This window comes from Ectothiorhodospira shaposhnikovii, from assembly GCF_047222355.1.
Classification (GTDB): domain Bacteria; phylum Pseudomonadota; class Gammaproteobacteria; order Ectothiorhodospirales; family Ectothiorhodospiraceae; genus Ectothiorhodospira.
The window spans coordinates 3,374,047-3,390,915 of the sequence record NZ_CP178333.1; the positions used below are offsets into that span (position 1 = coordinate 3,374,047).

Annotated in this window: 21 protein-coding genes; 11 read left to right on the top strand and 10 right to left on the bottom strand. The window is 64.4% G+C overall.

Annotation, left to right across the window (positions count from 1 at the left end; genetic code table 11):
• Positions 1-67 precede the first annotated feature (67 nt).
• The 4 genes from ACLF6L_RS15505 to greB are packed head-to-tail and all read right to left on the bottom strand — an operon-like array spanning position 68 to position 2,474.
• Positions 68-451: a RidA family protein gene (locus ACLF6L_RS15505; RefSeq protein ID WP_238617115.1), complete on the bottom strand. Its 384-nt coding sequence runs from the start codon at positions 449-451 to the stop codon at positions 68-70.
• 32 nt (positions 452-483) lie between these two features.
• Entirely contained in the window at positions 484-1,731 is a 1,248-nt protein-coding gene (gene lysA / locus ACLF6L_RS15510) for a diaminopimelate decarboxylase (RefSeq protein ID WP_238617116.1), read from the bottom strand.
• 57 nt (positions 1,732-1,788) lie between these two features.
• A complete protein-coding gene (gene lptM, locus ACLF6L_RS15515) occupies positions 1,789-1,920 on the bottom strand; it encodes an LPS translocon maturation chaperone LptM (protein WP_008932911.1) in 132 nt (43 codons plus the stop codon).
• 53 nt (positions 1,921-1,973) lie between these two features.
• Positions 1,974-2,474, bottom strand: coding sequence for a transcription elongation factor GreB (gene greB, locus ACLF6L_RS15520; protein ID WP_008932910.1), 501 nt, complete (start codon positions 2,472-2,474; stop codon positions 1,974-1,976).
• 251 nt (positions 2,475-2,725) lie between these two features.
• Here greB and ACLF6L_RS15525 point away from each other — a divergent pair, with 251 nt between their 5' ends.
• The 3 genes from ACLF6L_RS15525 to ACLF6L_RS15535 are packed head-to-tail and all read left to right on the top strand — an operon-like array spanning position 2,726 to position 6,558.
• On the top strand, positions 2,726-5,011 hold the full coding sequence (locus tag ACLF6L_RS15525) for a diguanylate cyclase (RefSeq protein ID WP_238617117.1): 2,286 nt from the start codon (positions 2,726-2,728) through the stop codon (positions 5,009-5,011).
• 40 nt (positions 5,012-5,051) lie between these two features.
• Positions 5,052-6,206, top strand: a complete 1,155-nt coding sequence (locus ACLF6L_RS15530) for an alkaline phosphatase family protein (protein WP_412852063.1) — start codon at positions 5,052-5,054, stop codon at positions 6,204-6,206.
• Positions 6,207-6,258: 52 nt separating this feature from the next.
• The gene (locus tag ACLF6L_RS15535; protein ID WP_238617119.1) at positions 6,259-6,558 is read left to right on the top strand and encodes a hypothetical protein; all 300 of its coding nucleotides are present in this window, start codon (positions 6,259-6,261) and stop codon (positions 6,556-6,558) included.
• Between the two features lie 37 nt (positions 6,559-6,595).
• On the opposite strand, the gene ACLF6L_RS15540 is transcribed toward ACLF6L_RS15535, so the two are convergent.
• The 4 genes from ACLF6L_RS15540 to ACLF6L_RS15555 all read right to left on the bottom strand — a co-directional run bounded on the left by ACLF6L_RS15540 (position 6,596) and on the right by ACLF6L_RS15555 (position 9,365).
• Complete coding sequence (locus ACLF6L_RS15540) at positions 6,596-7,882, bottom strand: ATP-binding protein (RefSeq protein WP_238617120.1); 1,287 nt, start codon at positions 7,880-7,882, stop codon at positions 6,596-6,598.
• The gene (locus ACLF6L_RS15545) at positions 7,879-8,562 is read right to left on the bottom strand and encodes a response regulator transcription factor (RefSeq protein WP_008932906.1); all 684 of its coding nucleotides are present in this window, start codon (positions 8,560-8,562) and stop codon (positions 7,879-7,881) included. Before ACLF6L_RS15545 ends, ACLF6L_RS15540 begins: the two co-directional genes overlap by 4 nt.
• A 5-nt stretch (positions 8,563-8,567) precedes the next feature.
• A complete protein-coding gene (locus tag ACLF6L_RS15550) occupies positions 8,568-8,900 on the bottom strand; it encodes a PepSY domain-containing protein (RefSeq protein WP_412852064.1) in 333 nt (110 codons plus the stop codon).
• A gap of 84 nt (positions 8,901-8,984) precedes the next feature.
• Complete coding sequence (locus ACLF6L_RS15555; protein WP_238617122.1) at positions 8,985-9,365, bottom strand: hypothetical protein; 381 nt, start codon at positions 9,363-9,365, stop codon at positions 8,985-8,987.
• Positions 9,366-9,521: 156 nt separating this feature from the next.
• On the opposite strand from ACLF6L_RS15555, the gene ACLF6L_RS15560 reads away from it, so the two are divergent.
• The 5 genes from ACLF6L_RS15560 to ACLF6L_RS15580 all read left to right on the top strand — a co-directional run bounded on the left by ACLF6L_RS15560 (position 9,522) and on the right by ACLF6L_RS15580 (position 12,246).
• Positions 9,522-9,911, top strand: coding sequence for a thioredoxin family protein (locus tag ACLF6L_RS15560; protein ID WP_238617123.1), 390 nt, complete (start codon positions 9,522-9,524; stop codon positions 9,909-9,911).
• Positions 9,912-9,938: 27 nt separating this feature from the next.
• Positions 9,939-10,241 carry a DUF2288 domain-containing protein gene (locus ACLF6L_RS15565; RefSeq protein ID WP_008932903.1) on the top strand — a complete coding sequence of 101 codons (303 nt, stop codon included), beginning with the start codon at positions 9,939-9,941 and terminating at the stop codon, positions 10,239-10,241.
• Between the two features lie 77 nt (positions 10,242-10,318).
• Positions 10,319-10,711: a DUF3775 domain-containing protein gene (locus ACLF6L_RS15570; protein ID WP_008932902.1), complete on the top strand. Its 393-nt coding sequence runs from the start codon at positions 10,319-10,321 to the stop codon at positions 10,709-10,711.
• A 14-nt stretch (positions 10,712-10,725) separates the two neighbouring features.
• Positions 10,726-11,232, top strand: coding sequence for a DinB family protein (locus ACLF6L_RS15575; RefSeq protein WP_008932901.1), 507 nt, complete (start codon positions 10,726-10,728; stop codon positions 11,230-11,232).
• A gap of 33 nt (positions 11,233-11,265) precedes the next feature.
• Positions 11,266-12,246 (top strand): succinylglutamate desuccinylase/aspartoacylase family protein, encoded by a 981-nt coding sequence (locus ACLF6L_RS15580; protein WP_238617124.1) that lies wholly within the window; start codon positions 11,266-11,268, stop codon positions 12,244-12,246.
• Here the strand turns inward: ACLF6L_RS15580 and ACLF6L_RS15585 are convergent.
• Both ACLF6L_RS15585 and ACLF6L_RS15590 read right to left on the bottom strand, forming a co-directional pair.
• The gene (locus tag ACLF6L_RS15585; protein WP_338081479.1) at positions 12,243-12,707 is read right to left on the bottom strand and encodes a F0F1 ATP synthase subunit epsilon; all 465 of its coding nucleotides are present in this window, start codon (positions 12,705-12,707) and stop codon (positions 12,243-12,245) included. The genes ACLF6L_RS15580 and ACLF6L_RS15585 overlap by 4 nt on opposite strands.
• The gene (locus ACLF6L_RS15590; RefSeq protein WP_238617125.1) at positions 12,704-13,417 is read right to left on the bottom strand and encodes an AAA family ATPase; all 714 of its coding nucleotides are present in this window, start codon (positions 13,415-13,417) and stop codon (positions 12,704-12,706) included. Before ACLF6L_RS15590 ends, ACLF6L_RS15585 begins: the two co-directional genes overlap by 4 nt.
• 202 nt (positions 13,418-13,619) lie before the next feature.
• Between ACLF6L_RS15590 and ACLF6L_RS15595 the strand changes: the two genes are divergently transcribed.
• From ACLF6L_RS15595 to ACLF6L_RS15605, 3 genes are read left to right on the top strand one after another with little or no spacing between them, the layout of a single operon-like run.
• Positions 13,620-15,062, top strand: a complete 1,443-nt coding sequence (locus tag ACLF6L_RS15595) for a DUF294 nucleotidyltransferase-like domain-containing protein (protein WP_238617126.1) — start codon at positions 13,620-13,622, stop codon at positions 15,060-15,062.
• Between the two features lie 16 nt (positions 15,063-15,078).
• The gene (locus ACLF6L_RS15600; protein ID WP_412852065.1) at positions 15,079-16,023 is read left to right on the top strand and encodes a DUF1028 domain-containing protein; all 945 of its coding nucleotides are present in this window, start codon (positions 15,079-15,081) and stop codon (positions 16,021-16,023) included.
• Between the two features lie 53 nt (positions 16,024-16,076).
• Complete coding sequence (locus tag ACLF6L_RS15605) at positions 16,077-16,835, top strand: sulfite exporter TauE/SafE family protein (protein ID WP_008932895.1); 759 nt, start codon at positions 16,077-16,079, stop codon at positions 16,833-16,835.
• Positions 16,836-16,869 lie beyond the last annotated feature (34 nt).

The window sequence follows — 16,869 nt, forward strand, 5'->3', positions numbered from 1 at the left end:
CGATGATGCCATGTCCCTGGCCATGATGGCCCCTCCCCCCCCCTGGAGGAGGGGCCGCCGGATTCCGTCAGGACAGATCCATGATCCCGTCCATCTCCACCTGGGCGTCCTTGGGCAGGCTGGCAACGCCGATGGCGGCACGGGCCGGATAGGGCTCGTGGAAGTATTCGGCCATGACCTGGTTCACGGTGGGGAAATGGGTCAGGTCGGTGAGGAAGACATTGAGCTTGACCACGTCGTCCAGGGTGCCGCCGGCGGCTTCGGCCACGGCCTGCAGATTGTCGAACACCCGGCGGATCTGGGCCTCGATGGGGCCTTCCACCATATCCATGGTCTCGGGCACCAGGGGGATCTGGCCGGACAGGTAGACGGTGGACCCCACCTTCACGGCCTGGGAATAGGTACCGATGGCCTGCGGAGCCTTGTCGGTGGCGATGATTTCACGGGACATGGGAGATTCCTTCTGGTCGTCGATGTGGAGGATCAACCGGGCAGCAGCGTTTCCCCGGCCAGGAGTTCGTCCAGGGTCTGGCGGCGATGGATCAGCCAGTCCCGGTCCCCGTCCACCATCACCTCCGCGGGCCGGGGACGGGTGTTGTAGTTGGAGCTCATGGTGAAGCCGTAGGCCCCGGCGGATCGCACCGCCAGCAGGTCTCCGGCGGCCAGGTCGAGGGTTCGCTCCTTGCCCAGGAAATCCCCGGTTTCGCAGACCGGACCCACCACGTCGTAGGGGATGCCCTCACCGCCCCGGGGACGCACCGGCACGATGTCCATCCACGCACTGTAGAGGGAGGGCCGGATGAGATCGTTCATGGCCGCGTCCACGATGGCAAAGTGCTTGTGGCGGGTGGGCTTGAGGTATTCCACTCGGGTGAGCAGCACCCCGGCATTGCCGGCGATGGCCCGTCCGGGTTCCACCAGGATCTCGTAATGGGTATCCCGCAGCGCCTCCAGCATGGCCCGGGCATACGCTTCGGGCAGGGGCGGATGCTCGTCCCGGTAACGGATTCCCAGCCCGCCCCCCAGATCCAGATGATGGAGCCGGATGCCCTCGTCCTCCAGGGTCCGGGCCAGGTGCAGGACCCGGTGCAAGGCGTCCACAAAGGGTTCCAGGCGGGTGAGCTGGGAACCGATGTGGCAGTCGATGCCGATGATATTCAGGTGCGGCAGTGCCGCGGCCCGCCGATAGAGATCCAGGGCATCGGCCACGTCCACGCCGAACTTGTTTTCCTTCAGCCCGGTGGAGATGTAGGGATGGGTCTGGGCATCCACGTCCGGATTGACCCGCAGGGACACCGGCGCCGTCACCCCCAGGGCACCGGCCTCGGCATTGAGGCGCTCCAGTTCCGCCGCCGATTCCACGTTGAAGCAGCGGATGCCCAGTTCCAGGGCACGGCGCATCTCGTCGGTCCGCTTGCCCACGCCGGAGAAGACCACCTTGCCCGGATCACCGCCGGCCCGCACCACCCGCTCCAGTTCGCCGACGGAGACGATGTCGAACCCGGATCCGAGCCGGGCCAGCAGGTTGAGTACCGCCAGACTGGAATTGGCCTTCACCGCATAGCACACCAGATGGGGATGATCCCCCAGGGCGCGATCAAACGCGTGCCAGTGACGCTCCAGGGTGGCCCGGGAATAGACGTAAAGCGGCGTTCCGTGACGCTGCGCCAGGTCTTCCAGGCTCAGGTCCTCGGCATGCAGGACCCCGTTGTGATAGTTGAAATGATCCATGGAGGTGTATGTCCGTCGCGACGCGACATGGAATGGAACAAGGTCGGAAACGCGGTCTCAGTCCGCCGCGCGACGCTCTTCCTGGGGCAGGTAGAGGTCGCCTTTCTGGCCGCAACTGGCCAGCATGCTGGCGGTGCCCAGTACCACGACCACGCCGATCAGCATCAGGTTGGACCAGCAAAAGCGCATGGGGGGGTTCCTCATCTTTTCACAGGCAACCCGCATGATAGCATCGGGCGGGATCACCCGGCTTCATAGCGGATCTTCACGATCTCGTAATACTGCTCCCCCGCCGGGGTCTGCACCTTGACCTCGTCATCCAGGGCCTTGCCGAGCAGGGCACGGGCCACGGGAGAATCCAGACTGATCCAGCGCCGGTCCGGATCAAACTCGTCGGCACCCACGATACGGTATTCCACCTCCCGGTCCGACTCGTCCAGCAACGTCACCCAGGCACCGAAATAGACCTTGCCCCGGTCGGCCGGCGGCTCGCGCACCACCTTGAGGCCGGGCAGGCGCTTCTGCAGATAACGGATCCGTCGATCGATCTCCCGCAGTTCCTTCTTCCGATAGATGTATTCCGCGTTTTCCGAGCGGTCGCCTTCCGCGGCGGCGGCGGCCAGATGGCGGGTGACATCGGCCCGGCGAATCCACAGGCCGGACAGCTCCGTATCCAGGGCGGCATAGCCCTGGGGCGTGATATGGGGCGAGGATCGGGGTGCGGGTGGGCGCCAGCGGCTCATGGGATGACACGTCTATGAACACAGGGCATAGCATACAGCAAGGCAATCATCCGGCCACGGGCCACCCACGGCCATGACTCGCACGGGCGGATGGGCGCGATACCGTAAACCTTGGCAAACCCACCATTGCCCACCACAATGGACGAATCCACTTGCATTTCGCCATTTGCCATCATGCTGTCAGGAAGACATCGCTCGTACACATCAGGTACGGGCACGACGGTGTGAGACTGTCATTGGAGGTGGGAGTTTTGAAGTTCTGGCGCAAATTGGCGTTGACCTTCGTGGGCACGGCGGCGGTGATTACCGGCCTGTTCGTCATGGCCAGCTATAACAGCCTGCGCCAAACCCTTCTGGAAGAATCCGATCAGCGCCTGAGAGCGGGGGCCTATGCCGTGCTCGCCTTGCTGCCACCCGATTATCACCAACGGATCAGCGGCCCGGATTCCGTCACCAGTGAGCGCTTTTTGGCCGACATGGCGGTGCTGTCGGACTATGCCGATCATGCCGGCTTTGCCTACGTCTATACGTACATGAAATTCGGTGACCGCATCGTGACCACCGCAAGCTCGGCCACCGTCGACGAACGCCGGCACCTGACCCATGACCGCTTCTTTCAACATTATGACACCGCCCCGCCGGAACTCCATGCCAGCTTTGATGACGGCAGGACCCGCTATCTGGAATACAGCGACGCCTATGGGGAGTTCCGTTCCATTTTTCTCCCCATCCGGATCAATGACGATCGCTACTATGTCATCGGTGTCGATCTGGAGCTGAGCTATCTGCGGGAAAAACTGGCGGCCATGCGCCGGCAATCCATCGGCATAGGCCTGGCCCTGTTTTCCGTCACCCTGCTCTTGCTGCTGAGCGGTTCGCGCACCTTCATTCAGCCCTTGCAGCGCGAGGAGCGCCTCACCGGCATCTTCGACGGGCTCGACACCGTCGTATTTGTCTGTGACCCTGAAAACCGGCACATTCTTTTCGTGAATGCCCACGGTCGACAAGCCCTGGGCATCAGGGAGCATGGAGCCTGTGAACAGGAGGCGATCGCTCCAGGGGAGTGGCGCTGCGCACTTTGCGGCATACACCATCACGGCTCCGATGGGGCAAGTGATCCGTGGATACCGCGTTGGGAAATGCACAGTCGGCGCAACGGCCGCTGGTATGACTGCCAGCGCAAGGTCATGCAATGGAGTGATGGGCGTAACGTGCACCTGCAGATTGCCCACGATATCACCGAGCGCAAGCAGATCGGGCAGCATCTGGAGCGCAGCGAGGCACGCTTTCGTCAGCTATTCGATGAAATGCTGGATGGCTATGCCTTGCATGAAATCCTCTGCGACCCCCGGGGCAAGCCCATTGACTACCGCTATATCGAGGTCAACCCCGCCTTTGAGCGGATGACCGGCCTCAAGGCGGACAACCTGATCGGCCGTCGGGTGCGGGAAGTCCTGCCGGGGACGGAGGACTACTGGATTGACACCTATGGCAAGGTGGCCCTCACCGGCGAGCCGGCGTGCATCGAAAACTATTCCCGGGAGCTGGGCAAATTTTTTGAGGTACGCGCCTATCGGCCGGCCCCGGGCGAATTCGTGGTGGTGTTTGCCGATACCACGCAACGCAAGCGTTCCGAACAGGCCCTGCAACGCAGCGAACAGCATTTCCGCGCACTGTTTACCGACCTTCCGGTACCCATCCTGATTTGCGAGACCGAAACCGCCGACATCATCGACGCCAACCATGCCGCAATGGCGGCCTATCACTGCGACAATCTGGAATCGTTGCAAAAAGGCCAGGCCTGGTATTCGGCACCGCCTTATTCACGCGCCGACGCCGTGCGCTGGCATCACAAGGCCGTTGCCGAAGGACTTCAAGTCTTCGAGTGGTGCTACACCGACCGTGACGGCCAACCGGCCTGGATCATGATCTACCTGAACGTCGCCATGATCCATGGACAGCAGCGGATGCTGGTGATCCAGCTGGATATTACCGAACGCAAGCGCATGGAAGCCGAGCTGCGACGCATTTCCAGCATTGATGCCCTCACCGGGCTGCTCAATCGCGGCCACTTCTTCACACTGGCCGAGCGGGAATATCAGGTTTTTCGGCGCCATCAGCGCCCCCTCTCATTGCTGATGATCGACATCGACCACTTCAAACCGATCAACGACCGCTACGGCCATGGCATCGGCGATCAGGTACTGCGCGCCGTGGCCAACAGGCTACAGGAAAACCTGCGGCAAACCGATCTGCTGGGACGCTATGGCGGAGAGGAGTTCGTGATGTTGCTGCCGGATACCCATGAGGAGATGGCCGTGGTCCTGGCCGAGCGCCTGCGCCAAACCGTCGCGCGGCAACGGATAGAAACCCCGCGCGCGGTACTGTCCGTCACCCTCAGCCTTGGGGTAGCCGTATTGCACAAGGACCGCCCGGCAACCCTGGGTGAACTCATCGAACAAGCCGATCAGGCCTTGTATCGAGCCAAACAGACCGGCCGCAATCAGGTGGCCTGCTGGGTGTGTTCAGACGGCTGACCCGGTCTATCATCAGTCGATATCCATCCGGGACAAATCCATGCAGACACCCGACTACCAGGGTCATTGCCTGGCCAATCTGATGACCTCCCTGATCGGCGGCCTGGGCGGCACGCCCTCCTGTCACGGTCCCCTGCGTGCCCTGCCCCCCGAGGAAGTGAGCCGCCATCGCCACGTGGTCCTGGTGGTGGTGGATGGATTGGGCGACGGGTTCCTGCGGACCCGCCCCGCCCCGTTCCTCAACGGACATCGTCGCGCCGGCATCCATGCCGTCTTTCCCACCACCACGGCCACCGGGATCACCACCTTCATCACCGGCGATGCCCCGGCCCAGCATGGCCTCACCGGCTGGCATGTGCACTTTCGCGAACTGGGGGCGGTACTGGCGGTACTGCCCGGCAAACCCCGCTACGGCGGTAGCGGGTATGACCGGGCGGAAGGCCTGGATGTCCTGCGATGGCTGGGCCATGACGTCACCTTCAATCGCATCCCGGTTTCCAGCACCATGGTGGCCCCCAACAAGATCGCCAATACCCCTTTCAACAAGGCCCACAAAGGCCGGGCCCGGCTACTGCCCTTCAGCGGTCTGCAAGACATGGTGAACCGGGTGGAACAGGCGGTAAAGGGCCGGCACGGCAACCAGTATGTCTATGCCTACTGGTCGGAACTGGACAGCCTGGGCCATTACCACGGCCCCGACTCCCCCCAGACCCGCAAGCACCTGGAAGAGGTCGACCGGGCCCTGGCAAATCTGGCCGCCCGCCTGGCGGGGACCGACACCCTGCTGATCATCACCGCCGACCATGGCATGACGGCGGTGGAACACCGACTGATACTGGCGGACCATCCCGAGATCGCCGACTGCCTGACCCTGCCCCTGTGCGGTGAGCCGCGGGTGGCCTGGGCCTATGTGCGGCACGGCCGGCATGAGCGGTTCGAACGCCTGGTCCGGGAACGGCTGGGGCATGCCTGCACCCTGCGCCCCAGCACGGAACTGCTGGAAGAAGGCTGGTTCGGCCCGGGCACGCCCCACCCCGAGCTGTCCGCGCGGATCGGGGACTATGCCCTGCTGATGCAACCGGGCTGGATCGTCTCGGACCGGTTGCTGACGGAAAAACCCTTCGACATGAAGGGAGTGCACGGGGGCCTGGCGCCCGAGGAACTGGAAATCCCGCTGGTGGTGACGGTCTGCTGAACCGGGGGTCCGTGCTATCATTGCCGGTCACCCACTGGAACAGGACACCGCCATGTCAGAAGCCCACACCCTGTTCGACAGCGCCGCCAGCCAGACCGTGGAACTGGCCAATCGTCTGAGCGACGCCGATCCCCAGGCCGACCTGTGGGAGATTGCCGACGGCCTGCTGGCGGGCGCGGTCCATTACTGGCTCTATACCCGCCAGCCCTGCGGCGACCCCCGCTGCGAGCAGTGCGCCACCATCAGCACGGCCGAGGAGCGCCTTGCGGTCCTGCTCAAGGACCTGGAACAGTACGCCCGGGACAGTGATTACTTCCATTCCCCCACGGATGTGAACGTGGGCAGGGCTTGAAGATGCCGCATGCCCCTCTCCCCGGAGAGGGGCATGATCATCCCGGTAGCCGGATCTCCACCTGGGCGCCCCCCAGGGCCTCCGACGTCCCGATGGTCAGACGCCCCTCGTAGGCACTGACGATCTCGTTCACCACCGCCAGACCGATCCCCTGCCCCGGCACCGCCTCGTCCAGCCGGCCGCCCCGGGCCAGGATGACCGGGACCCGATCCGCCGGGATGCCCGGGCCATCATCCTCCACCCTCAGCACCAGCCAGCGCCCTTCCATCGCCGACGCCACCCCGACCCGACCGCGGCCGTATTTCCAGGCGTTGTCCATGAGGTTGCCCAGCAGTTCCATCAGATCCCCCTCGTTGCCGCGGAAACGACTGTCGGCGGAGACCTCATCGAACAGGACCACCCCCTTGTCCGGGTAGACCTTGTCCAGGGTCCGGCCCAGACGTTGCACCAACGGTGCCACCGCCATGGGCGCGGCCAGGGCCCGGTGACCGGCGGTGGCCGCCCGCTGTAGCTGATAGGCGACGATCCGGTCCATGCGCTCCAGTTGTTCAAGATCCTGCCGGCGGTCTTCATCACGACGGGATTCCAGACTGCCCCGCAGGACCGCCAGCGGTGTCTTGAGGCTATGGGCCAGATCCGCCAGGCCGTCGCGATACCGGGCCAGCTGGGCACGCTCCTGTCGCAACAGGGCATTGAGGTTATCGGTCAGGGCCTTGAGTTCCACCGGATAGCGACCGGTCAGGGCGGATTGCTGTCCCTGCTCCATGGCGCGTAGCTCACGTGCCACCCGCCGCAGCGGAATCAGGCCCAGATACAGGGCCAGGGACTGGGCCGCCAGCAGCAACACCGCCAGCACCGCCAGCCAGCCCCACAGGCTGCGCCGGTAGGTACGCAGTTGAGCCTCCAGACCGGAACGGTCCTCGCTCAGGGTGAAGGTCAGAGGCACCACCCCACCGGGGGTTTCCCAATCCACGGTCATGCGGGCCATGAAGGCGCGCTCGTCCGGTTGCAGTCCATAATGGGTTCCCAGGGCCGAGGGGGACCGCCACAGCGTATTGCCGGCTTCATCACTGATGCGGGCATGGAGTCCCGAGTCCGGCAGCATGAGACGGGATTCGGGCAAGCGTTCCGGCAGGCTGACCCGACCGGCCGGGTCCACCTCGGCCACGCCCATCAGCAGGAACAGCTGGGCCTGCAGGCGTTGTTCCACCGCATAGACGGCACTGTCCCGGAACGCGCGCTCCAGGGCCAGGGCGGTCATGACGGCAAAGACCGCCACCACCAGGGCGGCGATCAGGCCTACCCGCAGGGTCAGGGAGTTCATGCCTGATCGGGGGGCAGGGCCAGACGATATCCCCGTCCCCGCAGGGTCTCGATGGGGCCGAGCCGGCCGTCCGGGTCCAACTTGCGGCGCAGGCGGCCGATGAGCACCTCCAGCACGTTGCTGTCCCGGTCCTCGTCATGGGGGTAGAGATAGTCGGTGAGGCTCTGCTTGGAGATCACCTGTCCGGGATGACGGGCCAGATGTTCCAGCAGACGGTATTCGAAGGTGGTCAGCCCGATCGGCTGTCCGGCCATGGTCACGGTCTGGGCCTGGGTATCAAGCACCAGCGGCCCGAAGGCAAGCCGACCATCCGGTCGCCCCGCGGCCCGCCGCGCCAGTGCCCGGAGACGGGCGATCAGCTCTTCCATGTGAAACGGCTTCACCAGATAGTCATCCGCGCCGGCCTCCAGACCTTCCACCTTTTCCTGCCACTGTCCGCGGGCGGTCAGGATCAGGATGGGCAGTCGCCGTCCCTCGGCGCGCACCTGGCGGATCACCTCCAGGCCGGGCAGACCGGGCAGACCCAGGTCCACCACCGCCGCATCGGCCGGATACTCCAGCAACCGATAAAGACCGTCGCGCCCGTCACCGCTGGTATCCACCATCCAGCCTTCCTGCTCCAGCCTTTCCCTGAGCCGGATCTGCAACGCGGTTTCATCCTCGATGATCACCACGCGCATGGGGCTTACCGCCACTCACCGGTGACGGCATCCACCAGGATGTTCCGCACCCGCTGATCGTCGGTGAGGATGCGGATGCGATGCACCCGGCGACCGTTCTGGATCTGGGTCTCCGCCGACAGGACCCGCCCCCCGATGCCGGCCTGAACCAGGGCCACGGCTTCATCGAGGGACACTTCGCCCGACGGCTCCTGCACCGGAAGCAGCAGGACCGGGTGGGACGGTTCCACGAGGGTGGCGGCACCCACCGGGAACGCCAGCGACAACACCAGGCACAGCCACCATCCCGAACCTTTGGCCGGGATCAGGGCATGGCGATGGCGGTGGCTGTGCTGCATGGATCCGAGTGTACCAGTAGCCGTCGGCAGGGTCAGGTCCCGGGTCAGTCCTGACCCGGGACCTGACCGATACCGAGTGAAGGATCAGAACCGATATCGATAATTGACATTCACGTCCACCCGCCCCCCGGCGTCACGATGATAGGTCGGGCGCGGTGGTGGCGGCGGGGGTGGTTGCCGGTAATGGCTCCGGTAATGGGACGGCCCCCGCTGCTGGGCACGGGCATCCCGGTAACCTTGGCGATAGCCGTCCTGATAACCGGCGCCATACCCCTGCCGGTAGCCATGGGCGGGGGCCCAAGGGGGAGGACCGCCTCTGGACACGGGTTGCACGTGGGGCGACGGCACCTGATGACCGGGGTGCCAGGGTTGCCCCCACCCCGGGCCTGCCTGCGCGATCATGGGCACCAGCAGCAGGCTGCCGACGGCGCCCAGGAACCACATTCCGCGAATGAAGGGTTTCATGATCGTGATCTCCTTGACTGGAGGGTTACGGACCGGTCCCGTGCATGGGGATCGGCCACCGCCGCCATCCGGCGATGATGTCATTGATACTCCCCCGCCCCTGAATGGCGCCTGAACCCCTCGTCATGAGGCCGTGAATCAGGTATACAAAGGGGCATGGATAGCATCGGCTGGATCATCATCAGTCTCATCACCCTGTTCCTGCTGGGACAGTTCGCCCTCGTCTATCGCACCCGAGGCATGCAGGGGCGACCGGCCCCGGACCTGAGCGATCTGATCAGCGAGGAGCAAAAGGCCCACGAGACCCTGTATTTCTACTTCCACAGCCCCCGCTGCGGCATGTGCAGGGAGGTGTCCGCCGTTCTGGACCCCCTCATGTCCGAGCGCACCGACATCATCGGCATCGACGTGAGCCGTCGCCCGGACATGGCCCGGCGGTTCAAGGTCATGGGCACCCCCACCCTCATGCGGGTACGGGACGGCCGGATCGAGAAGGTGCTCATGGGTACCCGTAACGAAGACGTCGTGCGCGCCTTCATCGGCTGAGCGCGCCCCGGCGCAGGAATCCTCCTCATGCAACAAGATCCCGCGGCCCTGCGCGCCCATCTGCAAGGCGAAATGGGCGTCATTACCTGGCCCGAACTGCAGACCCACTTCGCCCGTGGCGCCCTGCTGGCGGTCACCGATTCCCTGGATCTACTGGATGTCGCCATGGCCCTGGTCCGGGATGACCGGGATACCGTCGAGGACTGGCTCAGGTCCGGTACCCTGCGGCAGCCCGGCATCGAGCATGCCCGCGACTGGGAAACCCGTCGCCCCCGGTTCCAGGCCGTGGTGGTGGCGCCCTGGGTGCTGGTCAAGGAATCCGCCCACTGACGGCTCGGCCCTCCTGCGGTCCCCCCCGTGATCCGTTATCATCAGGGTTTGTAACCTCTTTGAAGGAGGAGGCAACCATGATGCAACTCAGCCCCCGCTTCGTCTGCGGGATCATCAGCCATGCCCGGGAATTCCATGCCCAGGAAGACGTGATGCTGCCCGAGGAACCGGACAACCAGAACGACGGCTGGATCGACGAGGCCCTGGCGGAACACGCGGACAATCCGGTGTACCTGGAGATCAAGAACACCATCGACGAGCTGGAGCCGGAACTGCAGGCCAATCTGGTGGCCCTCATGTGGCTGGGCCGCGGGGACTATACCGAGGACGAATGGGACGCCGCCCTGGAAGAGGCCAAGGACAACTGGACCCCCCGTACCGCCGACTATCTGCTGGCCACCCCCATGGGGGCCGACTACCTGGCAGAGGGGCTGGCCATGCTGGGCCATTCCTGCGAGGACGACGAATAAGACCCCGTCTGAACATGGACATCCTCTACAGCATGCGCCTGCAGGCACGCTTCAACCGCTGGTCCAACAGCCGGATCCTGGAATGCTGTGACGACCTGCGGGACACGGAGCGCAAGCAGGAGATCCCGGGACCGCAGGCCTGGTCGATCCACGGCCTGCTCAACCAGATGCTGCTGCAGGACCGGATCTGGCTGGGGCGCATGCTGAACAAGCCCTATGTGTACCGCTCCCTCGACCAGGTGCTCTATACCGAATATGCCCTGCTGCGCACCGAACGCCTGCGCACCGACAGCGAGATCATGAATTTCGTGCAGAACCTGGCCTATCCCAACCTGGACCGGCAAATCAGCTTCCGCCACGAGCGCAGCCAGCGGGAATGCACCCTGCTGCTGGGGGATTGTCTGCTCGGCATGCTCCACCACCAGTCCCTGCAGCGGGGGCGGATGACCGTCCTGCTGTCCCAGCTTGGCGTGTCCATGGCCCCGCTGAACATGAGTGCCATGCCCGGCATCGTCGAGTAACCCCTTTCACACCCCCCTTTTCAGGTACCCTCCATGACCAACCACCCGACCCTGATCCGCTCCGTCACCTATCATGGCCTGGAGCCGGGTGCGCGGCTCATCGTGCTGGGCGCCGTGCATGGCAACGAGACCTGCGGCACCCGGGGCATCGAGCGGGTGATGGCGGAACTGGACTGTGGACAGCTGACCCTGAACCGTGGCCTGGTGACTTTCGTGCCCGTCACCAATCCCCTGGCCTTCAGGCTGGGGCAGCGCATGGGGGAACGCAACCTCAACCGCAACTTCCGCATCAGCGACACGCCGCTGGATTTCGAGGATCGCATCGCCAACCGCCTGGGGCCATTGCTGGCCCAACATGAGGTGCTGCTGGACCTGCATTCATTCCATACCCCGGGGGAGCCCTTCGTCATGCTCGGCCCCCGGGACAACGACGGCGAGCTGGAGCCCTTCACCCACGCCGCCGCCGAGGAGGCCCTGGCCCGACGCCTGGGGGCACGTCGCATCGTCGAAGGCTGGCTGGATACCTATGCCCGGGGCGTGGCCCGGCGCCTGCGCAATCCCAATGCGGACCTACGCGCACAGATGCTCAGCACCGACCCCAGCTACGGTATCGGCACCACGGAGTTCATGCGCGCCCGGGGCGGTTATGCCCTCACCCTGGAATGCGGCCAGCACGAGGCCCCGGAGGCGCCCGCGGTGGCCTACCAGGCCATCCTCAATACCCTGGCCCATCTGCGGCTGGTGGACAGTCTGCCGGCACCCGCCCCGAGGCAGGATCCGGAGGTGCTCAGGTTGGTGGACGTGATCGACCGGGACCATCCGGAAGACCACTTCAGCCGCCAGTGGACCAGCTTCGACCCCATCCGCAAGGGAGACGAGATCGGCCGGCGCCACGACGGAACTCCGGTGCTCGCACCCGCGGATGGCTTCATCGTCTTCCCCAACCCCAATGCCCTGCCGGGCAACGAGTGGTTCTACCTGGCCGAAGCCAGTGAACGGATGAACACGGTCTAACCGCCGTTACGCTTGCCCCGCTTCTTGCGCGCCTTCTCCACCACCGCCAGCTGGGCCATGGCCTGCAACAGGACGGCGTGGGCCTCGTCACGGTCGGTGTAGAGCACGCTGTCGCGCATCACGTCTTCCGCCCGGCGCTTGGCCTCCCGGGCGGCCTCCTCATCGATGTCCTCACAGCGCATGGCCGTGTCCGCCAGCACGATCACCCCGGCGGGCTGGACTTCCAGCATGCCTCCGGAGACATACAGGTAGTCTTCCTCGTCGGAGCCGGCCGGGATGAAGCGCACGACACCGGGACGGATGGAGGTCAACAGGGCGGAGTGGCGGGGAAAGATGCCCAGCTCACCATTGGCTCCGGTGATGCAGACCTGGTGGACCTCTCCGGAATAGAGCCGCTCCTCGGCACTGACGATATCCAGCACCATGGTGGCGCCGGTACGCGGCATTCTCGACACGGTCACGGTCTGCTGCTCCCTCTGGACAGGTGTTCGGATCGGGCAAGGCCTGCCTCCTTCATCGCCGACAGGATCATGGCGGCGACCTTGTCCCAGTCATGAAGCTTGTCGGTGTTGATGGTCAGGTCGAACTGGGTCGGATCGTTGGTACGTCTCTGGATCAGGCTCCAGAGAAACTGCTGGCGCTGCTGGTTGATGGTCTCCACCTTCTCCCTTGCCTCGTCCTCGGACAAACCTTCCTTGGCGGCCACCCGCCGGGCGCAATGCAGCGGAGAGCCGCAGATCCGTATCCGGAAAGCCCCCCGGTCGCGCAGGAACACATGTCCGCCCCGCCCCATGATCACCCCGCCCTCCGCGCTGATGGCCAGCAGGACGTTCACCAGGGCCTTGCGATAGGTCGTCATGAAATAGGCATCCCCGGACAGGACCGAGTAAACCCATGTGCTCTTCCAGGCCGACACCTTTTCATCCAGTTCCCGTAGCAGTTCCCGGTCCTGCTCGGTATGCTTGGCCAGCCGCTCCAGCAACACCTCGTCGAAATAGGATACCTTGAGCTCACGGGCCAGTATCGCGGCAATTTCCTCCCCTCCGGCGCCGTAGTCACGGGCCATGGTGACCAGGGGCATGGGCCTGGAAGCCTCCCGACCCGAAGTATCCTTGCCATAGGTCTGCGACCGGATGTATCGCTGGATGAGATCATTCACATCATGATGCATGGGGCACCTTAGTCTGACTCCGGATGTCCTTCCATGTTACTCAGCCTGGCATGAACAACACCATCCTCCCGGCCATGTCATCCGCGCGCGGCACGCGGACCGGGCGGGCCGGGCATCACTTCCAATCAACCGCGGGCAACCCCTCCCACGGTGTTTATCGACCCAGAATGCCGGTCAGGATTCCGGCAAAGGACAGTCAAGCATGAACGACGAGAACCAATTCTTTCGCCCCGTGGGCGAGATCTGCCAGCGCCAGGTCGTGACCTGCCGGCCCGGCGAAGGGCTCGTTGATGTGGTAAAAGTAATGAAGGAGAAGAACATCTCCAGCGTGGTGGTCTGCGATGACGCCGGTGCCCCCATCGGCATCATCACCGACCGGGACCTGAGGAACAAGGTGGTGCCGTCGGGACGGGACCCGGGTTCCTTCAAGGTGGCGGACGTGATGAACAGTCCCCTGACCACCATCCGTGAAGAAGACGTGCTCTACGAGGCGCTGTACCGGATGTCGCGGCAACACATCCACCGTCTGGTGGTGGTGTCCGAGGACGGCGCCCTCAACGGGATCATCACCGACACGGACATCCTGCGCATGCAGAATCATTCGCCCCATCAATTGGTGCGGGACATCGAGAAGGCCGGCACCCCCGAGGATCTCAAGGTCCTGCATGCCCGCATTCAGGATCTGGTGGTACGACTCAGCGGCACCACCACCGGGATCCAGGATCTGGTCAAGCTCATTGCCCATCTCAATGACCAGATCCTGCTGCGCCTGATCCATCTGGTCCGGGAGACCCGCTTCCCCGACCTGCCCCGGGGTTTTGCCTTTGTGGTGATGGGCAGCGAGGGACGCAGCGAGCAGACCCTCTCCACCGACCAGGATAATGCCATCGTCTACGCCGATGATCTGTCCGAGGATGACATCAGGAAGATCGAGGCCTTTTCCAAGGAGCTCATCGAGCATCTCATCGAGATCGGCGTCCCTCCCTGCCCCGGTGGCATCATGGCCAGCAATCCCGCCTGGCGACGCAGTCTTTCCGGCTGGTACAAGGAGCTGGATCAGTGGCTCACCACACCCAGCCCGAAAAACATCCCCAATGTGAGCATGTTCGCCGACATCCGCACCCTTTACGGCGATGCCTCCCTGGAACGCAAGCTCAAGGCCCATATCTACCACCGCCTGGCGGAAAACCGGCTGTTCATCATGCGCATGGCGGAAAACATGCTGCGCTTCACCCCGCCCCTGGGCTGGCTGGGCAAGATCAAGACCGGTACCCAGGGCGCCCCCCGGGGGGAAGTGGACCTGAAGAAAGGCGGTATTTTCGCCCTCACCGACGGCATCAAGGCCCTGGCCCTGGAACTGAACGCCCTGGACGGGGGCACCCACCAACGTCTCCAGGCCCTGGTGAAACAGGGGGTGCTGAAGCAGGATCAGGCCGGCGATCTACAGGAAAGCTTTGATTTTCTGGTGCTGATGCGTCTGCGAGCCCAGGTCCGCTCCGTGGAGCAGGGGAAAAAACCGGACAATTGCGCAGCCCTGGAGCAACTGAGCCAGATGGAACAGGTGAAACTCAAGATCGCCTTCGAGGATGTGACCAAGTTCCAGAGCTTCATCAGCGGTCACTTCAACCTCAGCCTGTTGCGCTGATTGCAAGGCAGACCGGATGCCAACCCAGCCCCCCGCCCAACTCCCCGTCGCCACCTATTCCATCGTGGCCCGGGACCCTGCCAGCGGTCACCTGGGCGTGGCAGTCCAGTCCCATCACTTTGCCGTGGGCAGCGTTGCTCCGTTTGCCCGGGCGGGCGTGGGAGCCGGCACCATCCAGTCCTTCGCCAAGCTCATTTATGCCACCGAAGGCCTGCGCCTGATGCGGGACGGCGCCAGTGCCGGCGAGGCACTGCGCCGCCTGCTGGCCCGGGATCACCACATGGATTACCGCCAGGCCGCCATGATCGACACCCAGGGAGACGTGGTGGCCCATACCGGCCGCCTGTGCATCGACGAGGCCGGTCACTGCCTAGGGGATGAGTACGCATGCCTTGGCAACATGCTGCTCAATGACGGCACCTGGGAAGCCATGGGACGGGCCTACGAGGCCGCCGAAGGTGATTTTCCCCATCGCCTGATCAGTGCCCTGGAAGCCGCCCAGGCCCAAGGCGGCGATCTGCGGGGACGACGCTCCGCCGCCATGATGGTGGTCAGCGGCAGGGCCACCGGAGACCCGGCCCAGGACACCCTTCTGGATCTGCGGGTGGAGGACCACCCCACCCCGGTCCGGGAGCTGAAGCGCCTTGTCATCCTCAAGGAGGCCTACGAATTCAATACCCTGGGCGGGCATCATCTGCGGCATGGTGAATACGACAAGGCCATTCAGGCCTTCACCCGTGCCGAAACACTGGCCCCGGAAGAGGATGAACTCATCTTCTGGCGATCCGTGGCCCTGATCAATGCGGGCCATGAAGCCGAAGCCCGCGCACTGCTCGGGGCGCTGTTCCAACGCGCTCCCCACTGGTCCCTGCTCCTGAAGAGGGTGGCAAAAAGCCGATTTTTGCCCGATGATCCGGCGTTGATCCAGCGGCTGCTCCAGCCGCAATCCGGCACATCCTGAATCCTCCCCTGACCCAGTTCTCCCCCCTCACCACATTCCGGGCAATACACGGCATGACGTTCGGTACTGAAGAGATCCTCATCGGCCTGCTGGTCACTCTGATCGCCGGCCTGGTCCACGGCGCCTTCGGGCTGGGTTTCCCGATGATCGCCACCCCCATCCTGGCGCTGATCACCGACGTCAAGACGGCCATTCTGCTCACCCTGGCCCCCAATATCGCAGTCAACGTCTGGAGCCTGATCCGGGGCGGCAACTGGCTCGGCAGTGTGGCCCGTTTCTGGCCGGTGGCGGTATGGATGCTGGTGGGATCGGCCCTGGGCACCCTGGTGCTGGTGGCCATGGACCCTAATCCCTTCCGTCTGCTGCTGGCCGCCACGGTGGTGCTCTACCTGATGTCCGACCGCATCAAACGCATCGACTGGAGTTGGATCGGCCGCCATCCCCGTCCCAGCGGTGCCGGGGCCGGTCTGCTGGGAGGCCTGCTGGGGGGGACCGTGAACGTGGGCGGCCCGGTGATGATGATCTATTTCCTGGAACTGCGACTGGCCCCCGTGGTCCTCGTCCAGGCCATCAACCTGTGCTTCCTGCTGGGCAAGGGGACCCAGGCCATCACCTTTGCCTTCCTCGGCATGCTGGGACTGGACCTGCTGCTGATTTCCCTGCCCCTGGGCATCGCCGCCCTGATCGGACTGCGCGGGGGTATGTGGATCCGGGAGCGGGTGGCCGCGGACACCTATCGGGGCTGGCTCAAGGGTCTGCTGTGGATCCTGTGCATCCTGCTGGTGGTGCAGTTCTTCCGTGAACTGGGATGACGGCGGGACGGTCCCGGAAGCGACAGGCAACCCG